The organism is Streptomyces sp. NPDC006476 (assembly GCF_040612015.1).
In the GTDB taxonomy this organism is placed as follows: Bacteria; Actinomycetota; Actinomycetes; order Streptomycetales; family Streptomycetaceae; genus Streptomyces; species Streptomyces griseorubiginosus_B.
In genome coordinates, this window is the sequence record NZ_JBEXPK010000022.1 from 16,868 (window position 1) to 38,196 (window position 21,329).

Below are 21,329 nucleotides of genomic sequence, written 5' to 3' on the forward strand. Positions count from 1 at the left end.
GTGGCGACCGACCTTTTCTCGAGAGAGATCGCCAGCGCCCCCGGTTTTTTATGTTGTGGAGTAAGGCTGCCACGCACACCTCGTGCTGCGAAAGTGTCTCCCGTGGCCATGGTCACGTGCGGGAAGTTGTTGCCCCAAACCCACAAAGCTCCCGAAACCCTTGCGGTGCTTGGGTCCACTGCGGTGCGGTCTCGGCAAGGTCTGATGGTGATCCGCGAATTTCGTACCTTCATCCAAGGTCTATTCGCGAGTGAATTACCGTTCCTCTTCGTGTCCTGACTGCGACGGCTGGTGATCACCGATCTCGGCGATGAGGCGGGGAAGGTTGACGCCGTAGGTTCCCCATCCTCGTTACCTATGTCGGTTGGGCGTTCTGTCACCGGGAGAGGTAGTGGATCTGTTCTTCGTTCGCCGTGCCTATCTCCGGGAGCGGGCTGAGCTGTTCCCGGAGGTGGGCGAGGAGGCGTTACGACGGCTGGACTTCCGTGCACTCCCGGAGCGTCTGCCGGTCATCGTGGACGAGCAGATGCGGCCGGTCGAGCCAGCGTGCAGTTGGTTTCGTCACCTGGCCTACCTGGGGCGCGATCCGGAGGACACGCTGCGGCACTACGCCTACATCGTGCTGCGGCTGATGGAGTTCCTGGCGGAGCGGGGCCGGGACCTGGCCACGGCAGTGGAGTCCGACCTGGTGGCTTACCGGCGGTCGCGCACGGAGTTGCAGGACGAGCCGGTGGGCGGGACGGTCTGGGACCGCGAGGCTTCGGTGATCAACACGCTGCTGGACTGGATGGTCAGGCAGCACCTGCGCCGGGCGTCGCCTCTGCGGGCGGCCGGCTCCTCGAACCCGCTGTCCACCGGGATGAGCCGGGACATGGACATCCGGCACCTGACGCTGGGGCAGTACCTGTTCTTCCGGGACGTCGGACTGGGCGGGCAGAACCTGGACGGCGGGGTGGACCGGGCCTTCCGCGGCCAGGCGCCGAACCGGAGCCGGGCGGCGGCCGACCTGGCCCTGACGTCGGGGATGCGGCCACAGGAGTGGTCGACGGTGCTGCTGCCGGAACTCGCGGTCGGGCGGCGGCGCCCCGGTGAGGGGGCGGAGTTCGACCTCCAGGCATGCGCGAAATACCAGAAGCACCGCCTCGCCTACGTCCCGCCAGACACGCTGACCTCGGTGGACCGCTTCGTGCTGATCGAGCGGCCGGAGATGGCGGAGGCGATGGCCCGCACGCTGGAGCGGCGCCACCGGGACCTGTTTGTGGTCGCCGAGATCGACTACGCACGGCGTCGGCTGCGGGGACGCTGGCAGGGCCGGGACCGGGCGTTCGCCTGGCCGGCGATGCCGCCGAAGCTGAGGCGGGTCACGGTCCACGAGGGACCGGCCGGGCTGGAGCCGTTGGCGGTGTTCATCGGTCACGGCAGCCTGATGCTCACCTCGTCGTCCTGGGACCGGGTCCGCTACCAGGCATGGGACCGGATGACGGCGGTCCGTGAGGACGAGCGGGCCCCTCAACTCCCTACGAAGCGCTGGCGCTTCCACGACCTAAGGCACACGTTCGCCCTTCGGCTGTTGGACTTCCTGATGCGGCGGGCGGCCGAGCGCGAGCGGACCGCGGACCGGGCGGGCACGGCGACGCTCGCCGAGCACATCGCCTTCAACCCGCTGCTGATCGTCAGCCGGAGGCTCGGTCATTCGAGCCCGGCCGTGACCTACGAGTACCTGCGCTACCTGGAGGACCCGATGTCCTACGTCGACGCGGCGTTCGCCCAGTGGGTGGCCGGGGATGAGGACACCTACGCGGACATCGCCCTGCGGGCCATGAAGGTCGAGGAGGCCGGTCATGCCGCGGCGCGGTGAACGGCGCCGGGACTTCCGGCACGACGACCCCGATCCGGGGCCGGTGAGGATCGGCGTCCGGCAGGTGGTCACGCCGGACGCCACGGGCAAGAAGCGGGTCCTGCGGTTCGACCCGTCGCAGTTCGCCTGCCGGACGCTCGCGGAGGAACTCGCAGACGAGTGGGTCGAATACATCGAGGTGACCGCCCGCAGGACCGGCACGGCCAGCAACCACCGCCAGGTCCTGCGGCTGTTCTGCGAGTACGTCGACGCCCATCTGCCGGACCGGGCGGCGAAGGCGTCCCTGGCCAGGGAGGACCCGGATCTGGCCGCGGTGCTGCTGGCCTGGGAACAGTCGCTGCCCGCCAAGTGGCCGCGCAGGTCGACACGTCCCGGGGCCTTCGCGGCGAACCTGCGCATTCTGATCAACCGGCGTCAGCAGCATCCCGACCGGGTCCTCGCCGCCAGGCTGGGACGAGTGGCCGCCCAGCACCACGGCTTGGCCTGGGGCACCACCCAGGAGCTGGATGAGTTCTCCCGCAAGGACAAGGCCGCGCTGGTCAGGGCGGCCTGGGACGACGTCGCCCGGCTCCGCAGGCGGCTGCGGGACGGCTGGGAGATGGCCGCCGTCGGCGGACACCCGGCCGAACACGGCTGGTCGAGGATGCCGGATCTGCTCTGGGCCCTGGCCCACCGGACCGTGTCGCCCCTGGAGATGGCCCAGAAGATTCCCTTCCCCCTGACGCCGGAGCTGGCGGCGCTCATCCCGGACAACATCCGGACCGAGGGCACGAGCTCCGGAATGCGCGGCCACGTCCTGCTCCGCGGTCTGCTGAACCAGCTCTATCCCAACGAGCGGGACCTGCACGCCTTCCGGGTCCTCCTGGTCGCCGCGACCGGGCACGCACCGGAGGAGGTGACCGGCCTGACGGAGGACTCGGTGGAGTTCACCGAGAACGGCATCCGGCTGACCATGACCAAGAACCGGGCCCGCAGGATTCACCGCCGGGCCTTCACCCGCATGGACAAGGTGAACGCGGTTGAGCACGTTCGCGAGTACGCGGACCGGCCCCGCCTGGAAGTCTCAGCGATCGTCCGGCAGCTGATGGAGACGACCGCACCCTTGCGCGAGCTCTGCGACGCCCGTCCGGCGCCGTTGTTCTTGCAGGGAACGCTGCCGCCCAACTGGCAGTTCACCGTCAGCCGGGGACGGCTGCGGCTGTTCGGGCGGTGGGTGGAGGAGATGGGGCTCGATCTGGAGGGCCGGGCCGACATCCGGCGGCTGAGGAAGTCTGTGAAGGTGGAGAAGGCCGTCGCCTTCGGCGGCCGGATCACCGACATCGCGGACGATCACCACGAGGAGACGTTCCGCGGCCACTACGCGCAGGGCACAACTCTGCGGATGATCTCCGGACAGGTGATCACCACAGCTCAGCAGTCCTGGTTCGACAAGGCCACCGCTGGCCCGGTCGTCCTGGACGCCGCGGCCGAGGCGGTGCTCGGTGAGGAGGAATCCACACCGGCCCTGCGGGAGTTGGGGCTGAGCGCCGAACAGGTCGAGGACCTGCGAAGCGGGGCGATGGAGATGGGCGTCACCAGCTGCCGTGATCCTTTCGACTCGCCGTTCTCCCGCCCCGGTGACCTCTGCGCGGTCGCCCCGTTGCGCTGCCTGGAGTGCCGCAACGCCTGGATTCTGCCCTCGCACCTGCCTCAACTGCTTTTATTCCAGGACCACTTGGAGGAGTTGCGCACCCGGCTGAGCCCGGTCCACTTCCAGACCCTCTGGGGGCAGACCGCCGCCAACCTGGCGGCGGTCCTCGCCGAGCGGACCGAGGCGGAGACCGCTGCCGCCCGCTGGCACATCGCCGAGGGCACCGCCACCTTGCAGCTTCCCCTCGCCGCACGAGCGGAGTTCGACGCATGAACAGCACAGCCCCCGACCTGCTGGCCGGCGCGGTCTTCCGCGCGGACGAGCCGGTCCTGACCTCGCGTTCCCTGCTGCCGGGCGGGGTCAGTCCACTCTTCGGGCAGAGTGATCAGTGGGACCTGAATGGGGTCCTGCGGCGTCCGGCGAACCTGCACCCGGCCGAGTGGAAGCTGAAGTTCGGTGGCTTCACCGGCTCCTGGCACCTTCGGGCTCGGGAACTGGCCGTGATCGCACTGAGCCCGCGGCACCCGAAGGTGATGGCCGCCGGGATTCCCGCACCGCGCAGGCCGGTCGACCCGCAGACGGCCATCAGGAGGCTCGGTCCCTTGCGGGCCCTGGCGGCCTGGGCCGCTGAGCGCGGTCTTCCGGAGGATCTCGGGGTCTGGTCCGAGCATCAGCTGCACGTCCGCATCGCCGGGCTGAAGGAGTCGGGGCTGTCCGTCGGCACCGTGGTCAGCCACATCACGGTGATCCGCGAGCTGCACCGCTGCGGACCGCTTCTGACCGGGGGCGGCCTGCCCCGAGATCCCTGGGCAGGCATGTCCTCGCGGGCGGCTGCCGGTGTCGCTGCGAGCGGCCCTGGGACGCTGTCGACGCCGGTCATCCCGCCGGAGGTGTGGTTCCCTCTGGTCCGGGCCGCCTGGACCTACATCGACACCTTCGCTCCGGACATCCTGCGAGCCCAGGAGCGATGGCGGCAGCTCCAGGCGGAGGCGACACGGTCGTCCCTGGGCGCGGCAGACCGGCTTCGGGCCTGGCTGGCCGACCCGGGCAACCGCGTCCCGCTGCACGACGAGCTCCTGCCGCCGCGGATCACGGACGCGGGCGAGGTCCACTGGACCCTGCTGTCGTTCCTGATCGGCATCGACAGAGCGGCCAACATCTTCAACCCGCACCGGGGCCTTCGGAAGGTCGCGCTGGAGGCGGTGGAGCGCGGCCAGTGCGCGAGCGCCAGCCTTCTGCCGGAGTATGTGCAGGTCAGGCGCGCGGACGGCACGATGGGCGGCTGGAGCCGGGGACTCGCACCCCGCAGTCTGAAGCGGGAGATCGAGATCATCCGGGTCGCCTGCTACATCTTCGTCACCGCGCTCAGCATGATGCGCGACTCCGAGGTCCAGGAGATCCTCAAAGGCTCGGTGGTCGAGTACTTCGGGGCGCCGGCCGTGGTCTCGGCGGAGGTCAAGGGCGAGGAGGACTTCCCCCGCAAGCACTGGTGGATCATCGAACCGGTCGCCCGAGCGCTGGCCCTGGCCGAGGAGATCACCCCTCACCCCGAGCGGCTGTTCACCGGCATCGCCGGAGAGGTCAGGAACGCGGAACGGTTCACCGCGGCCGAAGGGATCAAGGCTTTCGTCGCGCACGTGAATGCCCGGACCGACGTCAACGGGCTGGAGCCCATCCCGTCCGAGCGGGTTGCCCCGCACATGTTCCGCCGGACCATGAGCATGCTGACCGACCAGTTCCCCGGCTCCGAGATCGCCCTGGGCATCCAGCTCAAGCACGTCGCCTCACGGGCCCTGGCCAACCGCACCACGCAGGGCTATGCCGCCTCCGCGGCGTCCTGGGCCAAGCACCTGGACGCCGCGGTCGAAGCCGCCCGGTTCCGCGGACTGCGGGACCTGTTCGCCGCCCACAAGGCGAACGAGCCGATCGGCTTCGGCCCTGGCGCCGACCAGCTGACCCGCACCTTCGACACGATCCGCGACACCGTCGACGCCCAAGGAGGCGACGCGACGGTCGAACACGCGCTGCTGAAGCAGGCCCGCATCTCCATCCGCTTCGGAACCCTGAACAACTGCCTGTTCGACGCCGCCAACCCTGCCGGCGCCGTCTGTCTGGAGAACACCGTGATCCCAACCGGCCACACCGGCCCCCTGCCCGACCGCTGTCGCCCGGACCGCTGCGGCAACAGCATGATCGGCCCCCAGCACGTCGAGATCTGGGACAGCGAGGAGCGATCCCTCACCAAACTCCTGGAGACCCGCCGCCTGGCCCCGGGACATCGCGCGGCGCTCGAACAGCAGCGGGACGAGGCACGGGCCGTTCTGCGAAAGGCCGGACGATGAGCGACACGGGCGTCTCGGCCAAGACCGAGCACAGGCTCCGCGACGCCATGGACCGGCTCCTGGCGGGCAAACCGCAGCACAGCGACGGCCGACTCACGAAGAACAACCTTGCCCTGGAGGCGGGCGTCAGCCCGGCCACGATGTTCCGCGCGAAGGCGGTGCTGGCCGACTGGGACGCCCATATCGAGACTCATGGCAGCCTCACCCCCGGCGAGGCCCGCCGCGACGCCGACATCGACGACCTCCGCCGACAACTCGGCACAGCCAAGCGAGAGATCACCGAACTCAACCGGCGGCTGACCGCTGCCGCCACTGTCATCGCCGCACTCCACCACGACAACACCGCCCTACGCGGGCACCTCCCTGGCCAGGGAGCAGTTGTCGCCCTCGACGGACACCGGGCCTCCACCCGCCCCGAGGTCACCGGACCGCGCTGATCTTCGGAGACGTTCGCCACGAAAAGCATTCCGTCACACCGGAAAGCCGAGCCTACAATCTGCCCCATGACTTCGGATGCCGTTCAGCCCTGCCCAGTGGCTGACGCTCACAGACGACTGATGGACTGCCACACCCAGTGGCATATGCTGCATGATTCCTACCTTGATCCGGATGGATTCAGGCTCAACCTGAATTCTCTGGTTCCAAACCTCAGAAACGTTACCTGGCTGCTTCAGAAGCAGAAGGCGGTGATTCCTAATTTCGCTACCTGGTATCCGGAGTTCCAGGAATCTTGCAAGAAGAGCGAGATCATGGGGTGGGTTGTCAAATCCCGCAACCGGATCACGAAGGAATCGGACCTGGAGCTCCTGAGTAGCTGCCAGGTGGTCTGGACCCGGAACTGGCTTGAGCGTGTCGAGGCAACCGCTACATTCCCGCCCAGGATGTCCACTTCTGAGATCATTCATGCGCTGCGTCACTCCAACACGCCACCTGTCGGCCTGATCACGGTCCGGCGGAAGTGGGTCGACAAAGCGCTCCCTTCGTGGGAACTCCTGGCCGCCACCGCTGAAGCATATTCTTGGCTCAGCCAGATTTTGTGGAGGGCCCACGAGGCGTTCGGCGTCGAGAGGTGTGACCTCGCGGACCGGCCTGTCGAATGTGTCACGTCGGCGCTTCACAGCACGCTGATGCGCTTGCCCTGCATGCACCTGGCCCAGTCGGAACTACAGGCCCACTTCACCATGTCGGGCGGTGTCGTCGAGGAAGAGTTCGAGTCTTTCGAACCTGACCCTGCGACTCTGAAAGCCGCCGGAGAGCGATACGGGGAACTCAAGTTCCCCACGTCCGGCCCCATCGAAAATGTCCCCGGGTTTATGGCGATAGCTCGGACACTGACAGAGAAAGACGGCCACCACGGCATGTTCGCCTTCCTCTATAACGGGGAAAGGGTGGTCGCGACTCAGGAACTGCGGTTCAACGATCAGGACACCAAGATGCTTTCGTTCGAAGGCATCGCCGACCTGGTGGAATCCACGCGAGCCGACGGGATCGTGATCATTTCCGAGAGCTGGCTCGCGATCCCCACGGAGAAGGAGAAGGAGCTTAAGACCATCTTCTTCCCGGCCCGGGACCGTCTCGACCGAATGGAAGGGATCTCGGTCTATGCCGCGACGAGGGACGGCCGGCAAGCGGAACTGCTCTCCATGATCGAGCGTGGCCCCAACGGCGAAGCGAGCTGCGGAGAACCAATAGACGTCACGATTCCGACGGGGGCGAACACGCTCACGCCCATCAGGCGGAAGTGGGACGACATGGAGAAGCGCGGGCTCTGAGCCCTGTCTCGGTCGCCTCTCACGGAACCGCAAACCCACGGCCACGACTCGCACAGCATCAGGCCAGGCCACGGCCACCCCGGGTGTCTCATGAGACATCGAGACGGTGGAGAACACTTCCACGCCGATCATGTGGTGGGACTGCCGGGAGTGCTGCGAGGGCGTTCGGTGGGGGCGATCGAGACGACCGGGTTCCAGGAGCCCGCGGACCAGGTCGAGTTCGTCAGCAGGGAGGCGGCGGCGCGGCACATCCCGCTCACCCGTGCCGTCGCCGGGGAGGTACGGCGCACCGGGGCGCTGTCCTGGCAGGTGCTGTGGCCCCCGCCGGCCCCGGCGCCGGACCCGGACGGGCCGAACGACGCCAGCGTCGCCATGCTGGTCCACTCGGCGGGGCTGCGGCTCCTGCTGCTCGGGGACCTCGAACCGCCGGCCCAGCAGGCCCTGCTGAGGTCACCGCAGGGTGCGCTGCTGGGCGGGGTGGACGTGCTCAAGGTCGCCCATCACGGCTCCGCGTACCAGGATCCGGAGCTGATACGCAGGGTGGCGCCGCGGATCGCGCTGATCAGCTGCGGGGAGGACAACCCGTACGGACATCCCGCACCCAGCACGGTCGCGGCGCTGCGGGCCGAGGGTGCCGTGGTGCTGCGGACCGACCGGGACGGGGCGCTCGCCGTCACGGACCTCGGCGGACGGCCGGCGGTGGCGCGAGACTGAGGGCATGCATATCGCACAGGTCGATGCCTATCTCCGCCGCCTGGGGATCGAGCCCCCGGCATGGCCCACCGCGCCCACCGCCGACGTACTGCGCGACCTGCACCTGCGGCACCTGCGGCAGGTGCCGTTCGAGAACCTGTCCGTGCATCTGGGAGAGGAGATCGTGCTGGAGGAGAAGCGACTGCTGGACAAGGTGGTCGGAGCGCGGCGGGGAGGGTTCTGCTACGAACTCAACGGGGTGTTCGGGGCGTTGCTGGCCGAGCTGGGGTTCGGGGTCACGCTGCTCGCCGCGCGGGTGCACGGGGGTGAGGGGCGGCTGGGGATCCCGTACGACCATCTCGCGCTGCGGGTACGGGCGGTGGACGGGAGCGAGTGGCTGGCGGACGTCGGCTTCGGGGCGCACAGTCTGCATCCACTGGCCTTCGGGGAGCGGGGTGAGCAGCAGGACCCCGCGGGTGTGTTCCGGATCGTCGAGGCGGGGCCGGACCTGGACGTCGTGATGAACGGCGCTCCCCAGTACCGCCTGGAGGTGCGCCCCCGGGAACTGGGCGACTTCGTGGCCGGGGCCTGGTGGCACTCCACCTCGCCGGCCTCCCACTTCGTGCGGTCGCTGGTGTGCTCGCGGGTGACCGAGGACGGCGGGCGGATCACACTCAGCGGACGCACCTTCAAGGTGACGAGCGCCGACGGGGCGCGTGAGCAGCGTGAGTTGGACTCGGACGAGGAGGTGCTGGCGGTCTACCGGGAGGAGTTCGGAATCGACCTGCGCCGCGTGCCGACTGTGCGGAAATCACAACAGGGGTGATGGATCCGGGCGACATCGGACCAGCCGTTGCTACTCGTGCGTAGACAGTCCGTGTTGCCTCGAAAGCCTCATCGGTGATCGAATGTCTCTTCGGCAACATTGGTGTCGAGCGCACAGGGGTGGCGTGGATGTTCGGCCGCTGGCTGGGAAACCGAACGAGTCGGGTGCAACGGACGAGTCCCCTGGCGGCGGTGCAGACTCCGCCGAGCGCGGGGGTGCTGAGCTGCAGGGTGCTGGATCCGGTCAACGAACCGGTGCCGCATGCGGAGTTCGCGGTCAGCGACACCATGGGCCGCAAGGTGGTGGGGGGCGAGACGGATCCGTTCGGGTCGTTCGTGACGACGGTACCGGCAGGGGAGTACCGGCTTGCGGTGTCGGCCGAGGGATACACGCCGTACCGGGCGAGCGCGACCGTCGGGGAGAACACGCTCGCCTCCCTGGGGGACGTGACGCTGCAGATCGCGCAGCCCGCGGAGCTGCCGGCGCCCGGCGACTGGGACATCGAGCAGACGCACTCCTCGATCGGGTTCACGGCGCGGCACATTGGGCTGGCGCGGATCCACGGGCGGTTCAACTCCTTCGCGGGTGCCGTGCGGATCGGGGACCCGGTGGAGCGGTCGGCGATGCATGTGGTGATCGACGCGGCGTCCATCGACACGAACGTGCGGATGCGGGACGACCATCTGCGCTCGGCCGACTTCCTGGACGTGGCGCGCTTTCCGACGCTGGAGTTCTACAGCGAGCGGTTCGTGCACAAGGGCGGGAACCGGTGGGCGGTGACGGGGGCGCTGTCGTTGCACGGGGTGACGCGGACGGTGACGCTGGACACGGAGTACCTGGGGCTGGGCAACGGCATGGAGGGCGAGGTGCGGGCGGCCTGCCGGGCCCGGACCGAGCTGCATCGCGACGACTTCACGGTGAGCTGGCAGACGATGCTGGCGCGGGGCATCGCGGTGGTGGGGCCGAGTATCCGGGTCGATCTGGATGTGCAGATCGTTCGCAAGGGCTGACGGAGGCTGACAGGGGTCGGCAGAGGCCGTCGGGGTCGACGGGGGCCATGCGGGTCATGGGGGCCATGCGGTCCATGGGGGCTGGGTACGGAGAGGCGGCTCGCTGCGCGGAGAATGGGGCCGTGAGTGATGTGAGACATGTGCTGGTGCTGCCCGACCGTGACGCGGCGCAGGAGGCGGCGGAGGCGCTGGGGGAGCGGTTCGGGGTCGTCGAGGAGCCGCGGCTCGTCCGGGACGCCCTGGCGGGTGAGGACGACGCGGAGGACGCGCAGTGGCTGGTCGTCCTGCGGGACGAGGACGGGCGGCTGGATCCCGGAGAGCTGGACGCGTTCGCGGGGGAGTGGGACGGCTGGCGCGAGGAGCCGTGACGCTCGGCGGGGAGTGGTGACGCCGGGCCCCGTTGTCAGTGGGGCGTGCCATGCTTTACGCGATGGCCAGGAAGAACTCTGATGACGACCCTCTCGCCCCCGTGACGCTCGCCGTGGGCCAGGAGGACCTCCTGCTCGACCGTGCCGTGCGGGAGGTGGTGGCCGCCGCCAAGGCCGCCGACGCCGACACGGACGTACGCGACCTCACCCCGGACCAGTTGCAGCCCGGCACGCTCGCCGAGTTGACCAGTCCCTCGCTCTTCGCGGAGCGCAAAGTCGTGGTCGTACGCAACGCGCAGGATCTTTCGGCCGACACGGTCAAGGACGTGAAGGCGTATCTCGGGGCGCCCGCGGAGGAGATCACGCTCGTGCTGCTGCACGCGGGCGGCGCCAAAGGGAAGGCGCTGCTCGACGCCGCCCGCAAGTCGGGGGCGCGGGAGGTCGCCTGTCCGAAGATGACCAAGCCGGCGGACCGGCTGGCGTTTGTGCGGGGGGAGTTCCGGGCGGCGGGGAGGTCCGCCACGCCGGAGGCCTGTCAGGCGCTCGTCGATGCCATCGGGAGTGATCTGCGGGAGCTGGCCTCGGCGGTTTCGCAGCTGGTGGCGGACGTGGAGGGGACCATCGACGACGCCGTCGTCGGGCGGTACTACACGGGGCGGGCCGAGGCGTCGAGTTTTGAAGTCGCCGACCGGGCGGTGGAGGGGCGGGCGGCGGAGGCGCTGGAGGCGCTGCGGTGGGCGTTGTCCACGGGGGTCGCGCCTGTGCTGATCACCAGTGCGTTGGCGCAGGGGGTGCGGGCGATCGGGAAGCTGTCGTCCGCTCGTGGGGGGCGGCCGGCGGATCTGGCGCGGGAGTTGGGGATGCCGCCGTGGAAGATCGATCGGGTGCGGCAGCAGATGCGGGGGTGGACGCCGGATGGGGTTGCTGTGGCGTTGCGGGCGGTGGCGGAGGCGGATGCGGGGGTGAAGGGGGGCGGGGAGGATCCCGACTACGCGCTGGAGAAGGCGGTTGTGGTGATTGCTCGGGCTGCGCGGTCGCGGGGGCGGGGGTAAGGGTGCCGGGGGTGTGGTGACGTTCGGTCGGTGGGCGGGTACGGACCGATGGTTCTCGCCCCCGCCGCCCCTACCCGTCCCATCCCCAGGGGCTCCGCCCCCTGCACCCCCGCCGGGGCTCCGCCCCCTGCACCCCCGCCGGGCCTCCGCCCCGGACCCCGGTCGGCCCTTCGGGCCTCGTCCGCAAACGCCGGACGGGCTGAAACGTCGAACGCCGGACGCGGCCTGAAAAGCCAAACGCCGGACGCCCTGCTTCATGCAAGCCCGCTGAAAGCAATCTCGCGGCCCTTGGCCCAAGCCTGGCCGTGGTATGCCGAAGGCCCCGCCGCCCGCCCGGGGAAGGGCAAGCAGTGGGGCCTTCGGTTCAGGATGTCGAGCCCGTACCCGCGTGGCGAACGCAGGCCGCGTACGGGCTCTGGGGCCGGTTGGGAGCGGATGAGAGAGGGCCCGCTCGGGTCCTTCCGGCGGTGGGTCCTCGTGGACCCGGTCAGATCAGAAAGGTGTCAGCCCTGGAGGGACGCGACCTTCGAAGCAAGCGCCGACTTCTTGTTGGCGGCCTGGTTCTTGTGGATGACGCCCTTGGAGACGGCCTTGTCGAGCTGACGCGCCGCAGCGCGCTGGTACTCGGTGGCCTTCTCGACGTCACCCGCGGCAGCGGCCTCGCGGGCCTTGCGGATCGCGGTCTTCAGGGAGGACTTGACGGCCTTGTTGCGCAGCCGCGCCTTCTCGTTGGTCTTGATCCGCTTGATCTGGGACTTGATGTTCGCCACGAATGAGCCTCTACAGGTTCAGGCACGAGCCAGGAGCACTCCGGGCATGGAGGGATCCGGGTCCCGTACCAGGTGATTTCTTGATGGTGTGCCTCGCGCTGAGAGGGCATGAGACACAGCCACTCAGACTACCAGGGGGCGGGCCGACGGCCCAAAACGGTCCCCGGTCGCCGCCCGTGGGACCATGGAGCCTACGTATCGATCCGACCCGAGGCATAAGGCGCCTCAAGAGACAGGACCCTGCGTGCCCGCGACCCCTAACAATGTGCCCGAGCCGAGCCGTACCGACCCGGCTCTGATCCGCAATTTCTGCATCATCGCGCACATCGACCACGGCAAGTCCACGCTCGCCGACCGGATGCTCCAGCTGACCGGCGTCGTCGAGCAGCGGCAGATGCGTGCTCAGTACCTCGACCGGATGGACATCGAGCGCGAGCGCGGCATCACGATCAAGTCCCAGGCGGTGCGGTTGCCGTGGGCCCCGACCCATGACAAGACCAACACGCACATCCTCAACATGATCGACACCCCGGGGCACGTCGACTTCACCTACGAGGTCTCGCGGTCGCTCGCCGCCTGCGAGGGGACCATCCTCCTCGTCGACGCCGCCCAGGGCATCGAGGCGCAGACCCTCGCCAACCTCTACCTGGCGATGGAGAACGACCTCACGATCATCCCGGTGCTCAACAAGATCGACCTGCCGGCCGCGCAGCCGGAGAAGTTCGCGGAGGAGCTCGCCAACCTCGTCGGGTGCGACCCCGACGACGTGCTGCGGGTGTCCGCCAAGACCGGTGTCGGCGTCGACGCGCTGCTGGACAAGGTGGTGGCGGAGATCCCGGCGCCGGTCGGTGTCGCCGACGCGCCCGCCCGCGCGATGATCTTCGACTCGGTGTACGACTCCTACCGCGGTGTCGTGACGTACGTCCGTGTCATCGACGGTCAGCTCAACAAGCGCGAGCGGATCCGGATGATGTCCACCGACGCCACCCACGAGCTGCTGGAGATCGGGACGAACTCGCCCGAGATGCTGGCGGCCGACGGGCTCGGCGTCGGTGAGGTGGGTTACCTCATCACCGGTGTGAAGGACGTCCGCCAGTCCAAGGTCGGTGACACCGTCACCAGCCAGCACAAGGGGGCCACGGAGGCTCTGGGTGGATACAAGGACCCGAAGCCGATGGTCTTCTCGGGGCTGTATCCACTCGACGGCTCCGACTACCCCGAGCTGCGCGAGGCCCTGGACAAGCTCCAGCTCAACGACGCCGCCCTGGTGTACGAACCGGAGACCTCCGCCGCCCTCGGTTTCGGCTTCCGCGTCGGCTTCCTGGGCCTGCTCCACCTCGACGTCATCCGGGAGCGGCTGGAGCGGGAGTTCGGGCTCGACCTCATCGCCACCGCGCCCAACGTGGTCTACCGGGTCGTGATGGAGGACGGCAGCGAGCACACCGTCACCAACCCGAGCGAGTTCCCCGAGGGCAAGATCAACGAGGTGTACGAGCCGGTCGTACGCGCCACGATCCTCGCGCCGTCGGAGTTCATCGGCTCGATCATGGAGCTGTGCCAGACCCGGCGCGGCACCCTGCTCGGCATGGACTACCTGTCCGAGGATCGGGTCGAGATCCGTTACACGCTCCCGCTCGCGGAGATCGTCTTCGACTTCTTCGACCAGCTGAAGTCGAAGACGCGCGGTTACGCCTCGCTCGACTACGAGCCCACCGGCGAGCAGACCTCGAACCTCGTCAAGGTCGACATCCTGCTGCACGGCGACAAGGTGGACGCGTTCTCCGCGATCACCCACCGCGACCAGGCGTACGCCTATGGCGTGCGGCTCGTCGCCAAGCTGCGCGAGCTCATTCCGCGGCAGGCCTTCGAGGTCCCCATCCAGGCCGCCATCGGCTCCCGGGTGATCGCCCGCGAGACCATCCGCGCCATCCGCAAGGACGTCCTCGCCAAGTGCTACGGCGGTGACATCTCCCGTAAGCGGAAGCTGCTGGAGAAGCAGAAGGAGGGCAAGAAGCGGATGAAGATGGTGGGTTCCGTGGAGGTTCCGCAGGAGGCCTTCATCGCGGTGCTCTCCAGCGATGACAGCGCGGGGTCGGCCAAGGGCAAGAAGTAACCGCGGGTTACAGCCGGTTACCTGTCAAAGCGGGCAGAAGGGGGGCTCGTCGTGCGAAAGCGTGGCGGGCCCCTACGCGTGCGTAACGTCGCGCTCTGTAGGAAGTGACAGGCCGCGGACTCTTACGAACCGGCCGGTCGGGCTCTACTCTGATCTCTGCTCGATAGTTACTCGCGAGTTAAACAAACGCTACTGCGTGAAGCCAGCCGCACTTGAGCCAGCCGCACTGCGCGGGCCCCGGAGGATGTCGTGAGCGACACACAGACCCTGATCGAGAACCGTCCGCCGAGCGTGGCGACCCTCTTCCTGGAGCGCGTGGCGGCCACCCCGGACGCCGAGGCGTACCGCTACCCGGTGCCGCCGGCCTCGGGCGCGGGCCCGGACGAGTGGAAGTCGCTGAACTGGGCGCAGGCCGCCGAGCGGGTCTACTCGATCGCCGCCGGACTCATCGAACTGGGCGTGCAGCCCGAGCAGCGGGTCGCGCTGGCCTCCTCGACCCGGCTCGACTGGATCCTCGCCGACCTCGGCATCATGTGCGCGGGCGCGGCCACGACCACGGTCTATCCGCAGACCAACGCCGACGAGTCGGCGTTCATCCTCTCCGACTCCGAGAGCCGGGTGCTGATCGCCGAGGACGCGGCGCAGCTGGCCAAGGCCGTGGAGAAGCGGGCCGAGCTGCCCGCCCTCACGCAGATCGTGGTGATCGACCCGACCGGTGTCGAGACCAGCGACTGGGTGTTGACCCTCGCCGAGCTGGAGGCCCGGGGCGCCGCGCGGCTGGAGAAGGACCCCGACCTGATCAGGGAGCGGGTCGGCGCGATCACCAAGGACCAGCTCGCCACCCTCATCTACACCTCCGGCACCACCGGCCGGCCCAAGGGCGTCCGGCTCGCGCACGACAGCTGGGCGTACATGGCGAAGGCGATCGCCGCGACCGGGCTGATCGGCAGCGAGGACGTGCAGTACCTGTGGCTGCCGCTCGCGCACGTCTTCGGCAAGGTGCTGACCTCCGGGCAGATCGAGGTCGGTCACGTCACCGCCGTGGACGGTCGCGTCGACAAGATCATCGAGAATCTGCCGGTCGTGCAGCCGACGTACATGGCGGCCGTGCCGCGCATCTTCGAGAAGGTCTACAACGGGGTCGCCGCCAAGGCCCGTGCGGGCGGCGGCGCCAAGTACAAGATCTTCCAGTGGGCGGCGGAGGTCGCCCGCGAGTACGCGAAGGTCTCGCAGGACAACTTCCGGCGCACGGGGACGGCCTCGGTGCCGTTCGGGCTCGGCGCGAAGCACAAGGTCGCCGACGCGCTGGTGTACGCCAAGATCCGTGAGGCGTTCGGCGGGAACCTGCGGGCGTGTGTCTCCGGCTCGGCGGCGCTCGCGCCCGAGATCGGCTACTTCTTCTCCGGCGCCGGCATCCACATCCTCGAGGGGTACGGCCTGACGGAGTCCTCGGCCGCCTCCTTCGTGAACCCGGGCGAGGCCTACCGGACCGGCACGGTCGGCAAGCCGCTGCCCGGCACGGAGGTGCGGATCGCCGACGACGGGGAGATCCTGCTGCGCAGCCCCGGCATCATGCAGGGCTACCACGGGCTGCCGGAGAAGACCGCCGAGGTGCTGGAGGCCGACGGCTGGTTCCACACCGGGGACATCGGCGAGCTCTCGCCCGACGGCTATCTGCGGATCACCGACCGCAAGAAGGACCTCATCAAGACCTCCGGCGGCAAATACATCGCGCCGGCCGAGGTCGAGGGCCAGTTCAAGGCGGTCTGCCCGTACGTGTCCAACATCCTGGTGCACGGCGCCGACCGGAACTTCTGCACGGCGCTCATCGCGCTGGACGAGCCGTCCCTTCTGGAGTGGGCCAAGGAGAACGGCCTGGAGGGCAAGTCCTACGCCGACGTCGTCGCCGCACCGGCCACCGTCGCGATGGTCGAGGGCTACGTCAAGGAACTCAACGCCGGTCTGCAGAAGTGGCAGACCATCAAGAAGTTCCGCCTCCTGCCCCGCGACCTCGACGTCGAACACGGCGAGATCACGCCGAGCCTGAAGCTCAAGCGCCCGGTGGTGGAACGGGAGTACAAGCACTTGATCGACGAGATGTACGCGGGCACGCGCGAGGCGTGAGTCCGCGGTGGTGTGGCTTCGCGTAGTCGGGTCACACCGGGTGTCCGTGGGGCACCAGGCGTCGTAACTCCCGGATCTGGGCGTGCAGTCGGTCCAGGTCCGGGGGGTTCTCGCCGGTGAACTGGTGCTCCAGTTCCGCCAGTCGGTGGCTCAGTTCGCCGTGCAGCCGCTCCAGTTGCCGTTTCTTGCGGTGCAGGTCGAGGAAGACGGTGACCTTGGCCCGGAGCACCCAGGGGTCGAACGGCTTGGTCAGGTAGTCCGCCGCGCCCGTCGCGTAGCCGCGGAAGGCGTAGCCGGAGTCGTCGTCCGCGCCGGTCAGGAAGATGATCGGGACGTCCTTGGTCTGGTCGAGCCGTTTGATGTTGGCGGCCGTCTCGAAGCCGTCCATGCCCGGCATCCGCACGTCGAGCAGGACCAGGGCGAAGCGCCGGCGCAGCAGCGCCTTCATCGCCTCCTCGCCCGAACGCGCGCGGAACAGCGGCTCGTTGAGGGACCCCAGGACGGCCTCCAGCGCGATCAGGTTGTCCTCCATGTCGTCCACGAGGAGGATGCCGGCGCGCTCGTCGGTCGTTGCCTCAGCGCTCATGGTGACTGTGCCTCATTCGGTTTCCGGCGCCGGCGTCGCCGCCGCCTCCTCGGTGTCCGCCCGTTCCGCGTGTCCCGCGCCCTCCGGATCCAGCAGCGCGCAGACGACCGTCAGCAGCTGGTCGACGTCCACCGGCTTGGGTACGTAGTCGTTGGCGCCCCGGGCGATGGACTTCTCCCGGTCGCCGGGCATCGCCTTCGCGGTGAGCGCGACGATCGGCAGACCCGCCCAGCGCGGGGTGCGGCGGATGGCGGCGATGGTCTCGTAGCCGTCCATCTCCGGCATCATGATGTCCATCAGGACCAGTTCGACGTCCGGATTGCGTTCCAGGGTCTCGATGCCCTCGCGGCCGTTCTCCGCGTAGAGCACGGGCATGCCGACGCGGCCGAGGACATGGGTGAGCGCGAAGACGTTGCGGATGTCGTCGTCGACGATCAGCACCCGCCGCCCCGGCAGCACCCGACCGGCCCGCCCGGCCTTCCACGCCTCCAGCTTGGTCGGCGCCGGCCAGGAGTCGTCCACGTCGTGCGTGGCCGTGAACGGCTCGGCGGCGGGCTGCTCCTGCACCGGCGGCGTACGGTCCTCGGGCGCCGGTCCGGTCGCCGCGTGACCGGGGCTGACGACGGGGACGTACAGCGTGAAGGTGGAGCCCTGCCCCGGCTCGCTCTCGGCGACGATACGACCGCCCAGCAGGCCCGCGATCTCGCGGCTGATGGACAGCCCGAGGCCCGTGCCGCCGTACTTGCGGTTGGTGGTGCCGTCCGCCTGCTGGAACGCCTCGAAGATCACCGGGAGTTTCTCCGCCGCGATGCCGATGCCGGTGTCGCTGACGGCGAACGCGATCACCTCGTCGCTGCCCTGGACGTACCGGTGCTCGGGGTCCTTGACCCGGCTCACCCGCAACTCGACCCGGCCGGTCGCGGTGAACTTGATCGCGTTGGAGAGCAGGTTGCGCAGGATCTGCTGGAGGCGCTGCTCGTCCGAGTGCATCTCGCGCGGCACGTCCTCGCCGACCGCCACCTCGAAGGCGAGCCCCCGGTCGAGGGTGAGCGGGCGGAAGGTGGCGTGGACGTAGTCGAGCAGCTTGATCAGCGGCAGCTTCTTCGGCCGTACGTCCATCCGGCCGGCCTCGATCTTGGAGAGGTCGAGGATGTCGTTGATCAGCTGCAGGAGGTCGGAGCCCGAACGGTGGATCGTCGTCGCGAACTGGACTTCCTGGTCGGAGAGATGGCCGTCCGGGTTGTCGGAGAGCAGCCGCGCCAGGATCAGCAGGGAGTTCAGCGGTGTGCGCAGTTCGTGCGACATGTTCGCCAGGAACTCCGACTTGTACTGGGAGCTGGTGGCCAGCAGGGCCGCCTTCTCCTCCAGTTCGGCATTCGAGCGCTGCAACTCCGCCTGCTGCTTCTGCAGTTCGTCGGAGCGTTCCTGGAGCTGCATGGCGAGGCGCTGGGACTCGCCCAGCAGGGACTCCGTGCGGGAGTTGGCGATGATCGTGTTGATGGCGACGCCGATGGTGTTCACGAACTGGTCGAAGAAGGCCAGGTGGACGTCGGAGAAGCGGGAGAAGGAGGCCAGTTCGATCACGCCGAGCAGCTTGTCCTCGAAGAGGATCGGGATGATCACGACGCTGGTGGGAGCCGCCTCACCGAGACCGCTGTTGATCTTGATGTAGTCCGGCGGGGCCTCCTCGACCAGGATCCGCTTCTTCTCCCGGGCCGCCTGGCGCACCAGGCCGTGCACCGGCAGGCCGCCCGTCTCCACGGTCGCGCCCTGCGCCGAGCCGTAGCCCGCGATGAACGCCAGTCCCTTTGCGGGAACGGTTGTGCGGAGGGATGAGCCGTCCTCGTCCGGATCGGCCAGGAAGAACGCGCCGTACTGGGCGTTCACCAGCGGGGTCAGCTCGCGCAGGATCAGGTCGGCGACCTCCATCAGGTCCCGGTGGCCCTGCATCAGGGCCGCGAGCCGGGCGAGGTTCGACTCCAGCCAGTCCTTGGCGCGGGTCGTCTCACGGAGGTTGGCCACCATCAGGTTGATGTTGTCCTTCAGCTCGGCGACCTCGCCGCGCGCCTCCACCGTGATCGAGCGGGACATGTCGCCCTGCGCCACCGCGGAGGCGACCTCGGCGATTGCCCGGACCTGGGTGGTCAGGTTCAGGGCGAGTTCGTTGACGTTCGTCGTCAGGCGCTTCCAGGTGCCGTACACACCCTCGACCCGTGCCTGGCCGCCGAGTTGGCCCTCGGAACCGACCTCGCGGGCCACCCGGGTGACCTCGGAGGAGAACGAGGACAGCGTGTCGACCATGGTGTTGATGGCGGTCTTGAGCTCCAGGATCTCGCCGCGCGCGTCCACGTCGATCTTCTTGGAGAGGTCGCCGTTGGCGACGGCGGTGGTGACCTGGGCGATGTTCCGCACCTGTGAAGTCAGGTTGTCGGCCATGTAGTTGACGTTGTCGGTCAGATCCCGCCACACACCGGAGACACCCAGCACCTGGGCGCGTCCGCCGAGCCGTCCGTCGGTGCCGACCTCGCGGGCCACGCGGGTGACCTCGTCGGCGAAGGCGCGCAGCTGCTCCACCATCGTGTTGACGGTGTCCTTGAGTTCGAGGATCTCGCCGCGCGCGTCGACGGTGATCTTCTTGGAGAGGTCGCCGTTGGCGACGGCGGTGGTGACCTGGGCGATGTTGCGGACCTGCGAGGTCAGGTTCAGCGCCATGAAGTTGACGTTGTCGGTGAGGTCCTTCCAGACGCCCGACACGCCCCGCACCTGAGCCTGACCGCCGAGGTTCCCCTCGGTGCCGACCTCGCGGGCGACGCGGGTGACCTCGTCGGCGAAGGCGGAGAGCTGGTCCACCATCGTGTTGATCGTGGACTTCAGCTCCAGGATCTCGCCCTTCGCCTCCACCGTGATCTTCTTGCCGAGATCGCCCTGGGCGACGGCGGTGGAGACGAGAGCGATATTGCGGACCTGCGAGGTCAGGTTGTCCGCCATGAAGTTGACGTTGTCGGTGAGGTCCTTCCAGACGCCCGACACGCCCCGCACCTGAGCCCGCCCGCCCAGGTTCCCCTCGGTGCCGACCTCGCGGGCCACGCGGGTGACCTCGTCGGCGAAGGCGGAGAGCTGGTCCACCATCGTGTTGATGGTCGACTTCAGCTCCAGGATCTCGCCCTGGGCGTCGACGGTGATCTTCTGGCTGAGGTCCCCGTTGGCCACCGCCGTGGTCACCTGGGCGATGTTGCGGACCTGGGACGTCAGGTTCGACGCCATGAAGTTGACGTTGTCGGTCAGGTCCTTCCAGACCCCGCTCACCCCGCGCACCTGAGCACGGCCGCCCAACTGCCCCTCGGTGCCCACCTCGCGGGCGACCCTGGTCACCTCGTCGGCGAAGGCGGACAGCTGGTCGACCATCGTGTTCACGGTCAGCTTCAGTTCGAGCAGCTCACCGGTCGCCTCGACCGTGACCGTACGGGTCAGGTCGCCGCGCGCCACCGCCGTTGTCACCAGGGCGATGTCCCGCACCTGCGCGGTCAGCCGGGACGCCATGGTGTTGACCGCTTCGGTCACATCCCGCCAACTGCCCGACAGACCCTGCACCTTGGCGCGCCCGCCCAGACGCCCCTCCGTGCCCACCTCGCGCGCGACCCGGGTCACCTCGCCGGTGAACAGCGACAGCTGGTCGACCATCTTGTTCACGGCCCGCCCCAGCCTGCGCAGATCACCCCGCAACTGCCGGTTGCCGTCGTGCAGATCCACCCGTTGGGTCAGATCGCCGCCCGCCACCGCGTCCAGCACCCGGGTCGCGTTCGCCGCCGGGGCCACCAGGGCGTCCAGCACCTGGTTCACATCGTTGACGCGGGAGGTCCAGGCACCCTGCCCCGGGCTCGCCGTGAGCCGCTCGTCGAGCCGCCCGTGACGCACCAACTCCCGCTTCACCCGCTGCACTTCGACGTTGAAGTGGGTGCTGCGGTCCATGATCTGATTGAAGAGCGCCGTCAGTTCGGCCACCATGCCGTGGCCGGTCTCCGGGACCTTCGTGAAGTCGCCGTCCCGCGCGGCCGTCATCGCCGCGAGCAACGGGCGCAGCTCAGATGCTCGGAGTTGTTCCGGTTTCTGTCCGTCTTCGAGCACTGGCGTAGCACTGTTCTCACTCATGGCGGCCCACTTCGGTAACTCGGCGCTTATGGGCGT

14 protein-coding genes and 1 pseudogene are annotated in these 21,329 nt (G+C 68.7%); 12 read left to right on the top strand and 3 right to left on the bottom strand.

Going from position 1 to position 21,329, the window contains the following annotated elements; all coding sequences use genetic code 11:
* Positions 1-391 precede the first annotated feature (391 nt).
* From ABZZ74_RS24820 to holA, 10 genes and pseudogenes are all read left to right on the top strand, one after another.
* A complete protein-coding gene (locus tag ABZZ74_RS24820; protein ID WP_356768394.1) occupies positions 392-1,858 on the top strand; it encodes a hypothetical protein in 1,467 nt (488 codons plus the stop codon).
* Positions 1,842-3,761 carry a hypothetical protein gene (locus tag ABZZ74_RS24825; RefSeq protein WP_356768396.1) on the top strand — a complete coding sequence of 640 codons (1,920 nt, stop codon included), beginning with the start codon at positions 1,842-1,844 and terminating at the stop codon, positions 3,759-3,761. The genes ABZZ74_RS24820 and ABZZ74_RS24825 overlap by 17 nt, the downstream gene beginning before the upstream one ends.
* Positions 3,758-5,830 (top strand): integrase, encoded by a 2,073-nt coding sequence (locus tag ABZZ74_RS24830; protein WP_356768398.1) that lies wholly within the window; start codon positions 3,758-3,760, stop codon positions 5,828-5,830. Before ABZZ74_RS24825 ends, ABZZ74_RS24830 begins: the two co-directional genes overlap by 4 nt.
* A complete protein-coding gene (locus ABZZ74_RS24835; protein ID WP_356768400.1) occupies positions 5,827-6,267 on the top strand; it encodes a hypothetical protein in 441 nt (146 codons plus the stop codon). The genes ABZZ74_RS24830 and ABZZ74_RS24835 overlap by 4 nt, the downstream gene beginning before the upstream one ends.
* 66 nt (positions 6,268-6,333) lie before the next feature.
* A complete protein-coding gene (locus ABZZ74_RS24840) occupies positions 6,334-7,602 on the top strand; it encodes a hypothetical protein (RefSeq protein ID WP_356768402.1) in 1,269 nt (422 codons plus the stop codon).
* Positions 7,603-7,716: 114 nt separating this feature from the next.
* A pseudogene (locus ABZZ74_RS24845) lies at positions 7,717-8,316 on the top strand (MBL fold metallo-hydrolase); the annotation flags it as partial.
* A 4-nt stretch (positions 8,317-8,320) separates the two neighbouring features.
* On the top strand, positions 8,321-9,121 hold the full coding sequence (locus ABZZ74_RS24850; protein ID WP_356768404.1) for an arylamine N-acetyltransferase: 801 nt from the start codon (positions 8,321-8,323) through the stop codon (positions 9,119-9,121).
* 128 nt (positions 9,122-9,249) lie between these two features.
* Complete coding sequence (locus tag ABZZ74_RS24855) at positions 9,250-10,131, top strand: YceI family protein (protein ID WP_356768406.1); 882 nt, start codon at positions 9,250-9,252, stop codon at positions 10,129-10,131.
* A 122-nt stretch (positions 10,132-10,253) separates the two neighbouring features.
* On the top strand, positions 10,254-10,499 hold the full coding sequence (locus ABZZ74_RS24860) for a hypothetical protein (RefSeq protein ID WP_356768408.1): 246 nt from the start codon (positions 10,254-10,256) through the stop codon (positions 10,497-10,499).
* 62 nt (positions 10,500-10,561) lie between these two features.
* Positions 10,562-11,551, top strand: a complete 990-nt coding sequence (gene holA, locus ABZZ74_RS24865) for a DNA polymerase III subunit delta (RefSeq protein ID WP_356768410.1) — start codon at positions 10,562-10,564, stop codon at positions 11,549-11,551.
* Positions 11,552-12,054: 503 nt separating this feature from the next.
* Here the strand turns inward: holA and rpsT are convergent.
* On the bottom strand, positions 12,055-12,321 hold the full coding sequence (gene rpsT / locus ABZZ74_RS24870) for a 30S ribosomal protein S20 (RefSeq protein WP_133041041.1): 267 nt from the start codon (positions 12,319-12,321) through the stop codon (positions 12,055-12,057).
* 244 nt (positions 12,322-12,565) lie between these two features.
* Here rpsT and lepA point away from each other — a divergent pair, with 244 nt between their 5' ends.
* Both lepA and ABZZ74_RS24880 read left to right on the top strand, forming a co-directional pair.
* Entirely contained in the window at positions 12,566-14,434 is a 1,869-nt protein-coding gene (gene lepA, locus ABZZ74_RS24875) for a translation elongation factor 4 (RefSeq protein WP_133041043.1), read from the top strand.
* 249 nt (positions 14,435-14,683) lie between these two features.
* Positions 14,684-16,558, top strand: a complete 1,875-nt coding sequence (locus ABZZ74_RS24880; protein ID WP_356768412.1) for an AMP-binding protein — start codon at positions 14,684-14,686, stop codon at positions 16,556-16,558.
* A gap of 31 nt (positions 16,559-16,589) precedes the next feature.
* On the opposite strand, the gene ABZZ74_RS24885 is transcribed toward ABZZ74_RS24880, so the two are convergent.
* Complete coding sequence (locus tag ABZZ74_RS24885; protein ID WP_356768414.1) at positions 16,590-17,144, bottom strand: response regulator; 555 nt, start codon at positions 17,142-17,144, stop codon at positions 16,590-16,592.
* 12 nt (positions 17,145-17,156) lie between these two features.
* Complete coding sequence (locus ABZZ74_RS24890; RefSeq protein WP_356768416.1) at positions 17,157-21,293, bottom strand: HAMP domain-containing protein; 4,137 nt, start codon at positions 21,291-21,293, stop codon at positions 17,157-17,159.
* Positions 21,294-21,329: the final 36 nt, after the last annotated feature.

What these genes read in the sequence shown, in the direction of transcription:
- ABZZ74_RS24850 (WP_356768404.1), top strand. Translation starts at nt 8,321, where the DNA reads ATGCATATCGCACAGGTCGATGCCTATCTCCGCCGCCTGGGGATCGAG.
- ABZZ74_RS24855 (WP_356768406.1), top strand. Translation starts at nt 9,250, where the DNA reads ATGTTCGGCCGCTGGCTGGGAAACCGAACGAGTCGGGTGCAACGGACG.
- ABZZ74_RS24885 (WP_356768414.1), bottom strand. Translation starts at nt 17,144, where the DNA reads ATGAGCGCTGAGGCAACGACCGACGAGCGCGCCGGCATCCTCCTCGTG.
- ABZZ74_RS24830 (WP_356768398.1), top strand. Translation starts at nt 3,758, where the DNA reads ATGAACAGCACAGCCCCCGACCTGCTGGCCGGCGCGGTCTTCCGCGCG.
- ABZZ74_RS24835 (WP_356768400.1), top strand. Translation starts at nt 5,827, where the DNA reads ATGAGCGACACGGGCGTCTCGGCCAAGACCGAGCACAGGCTCCGCGAC.
- holA (WP_356768410.1), top strand. Translation starts at nt 10,562, where the DNA reads ATGGCCAGGAAGAACTCTGATGACGACCCTCTCGCCCCCGTGACGCTC.
- ABZZ74_RS24825 (WP_356768396.1), top strand. Translation starts at nt 1,842, where the DNA reads ATGCCGCGGCGCGGTGAACGGCGCCGGGACTTCCGGCACGACGACCCC.
- ABZZ74_RS24890 (WP_356768416.1), bottom strand. Translation starts at nt 21,293, where the DNA reads ATGAGTGAGAACAGTGCTACGCCAGTGCTCGAAGACGGACAGAAACCG.
- ABZZ74_RS24840 (WP_356768402.1), top strand. Translation starts at nt 6,334, where the DNA reads ATGACTTCGGATGCCGTTCAGCCCTGCCCAGTGGCTGACGCTCACAGA.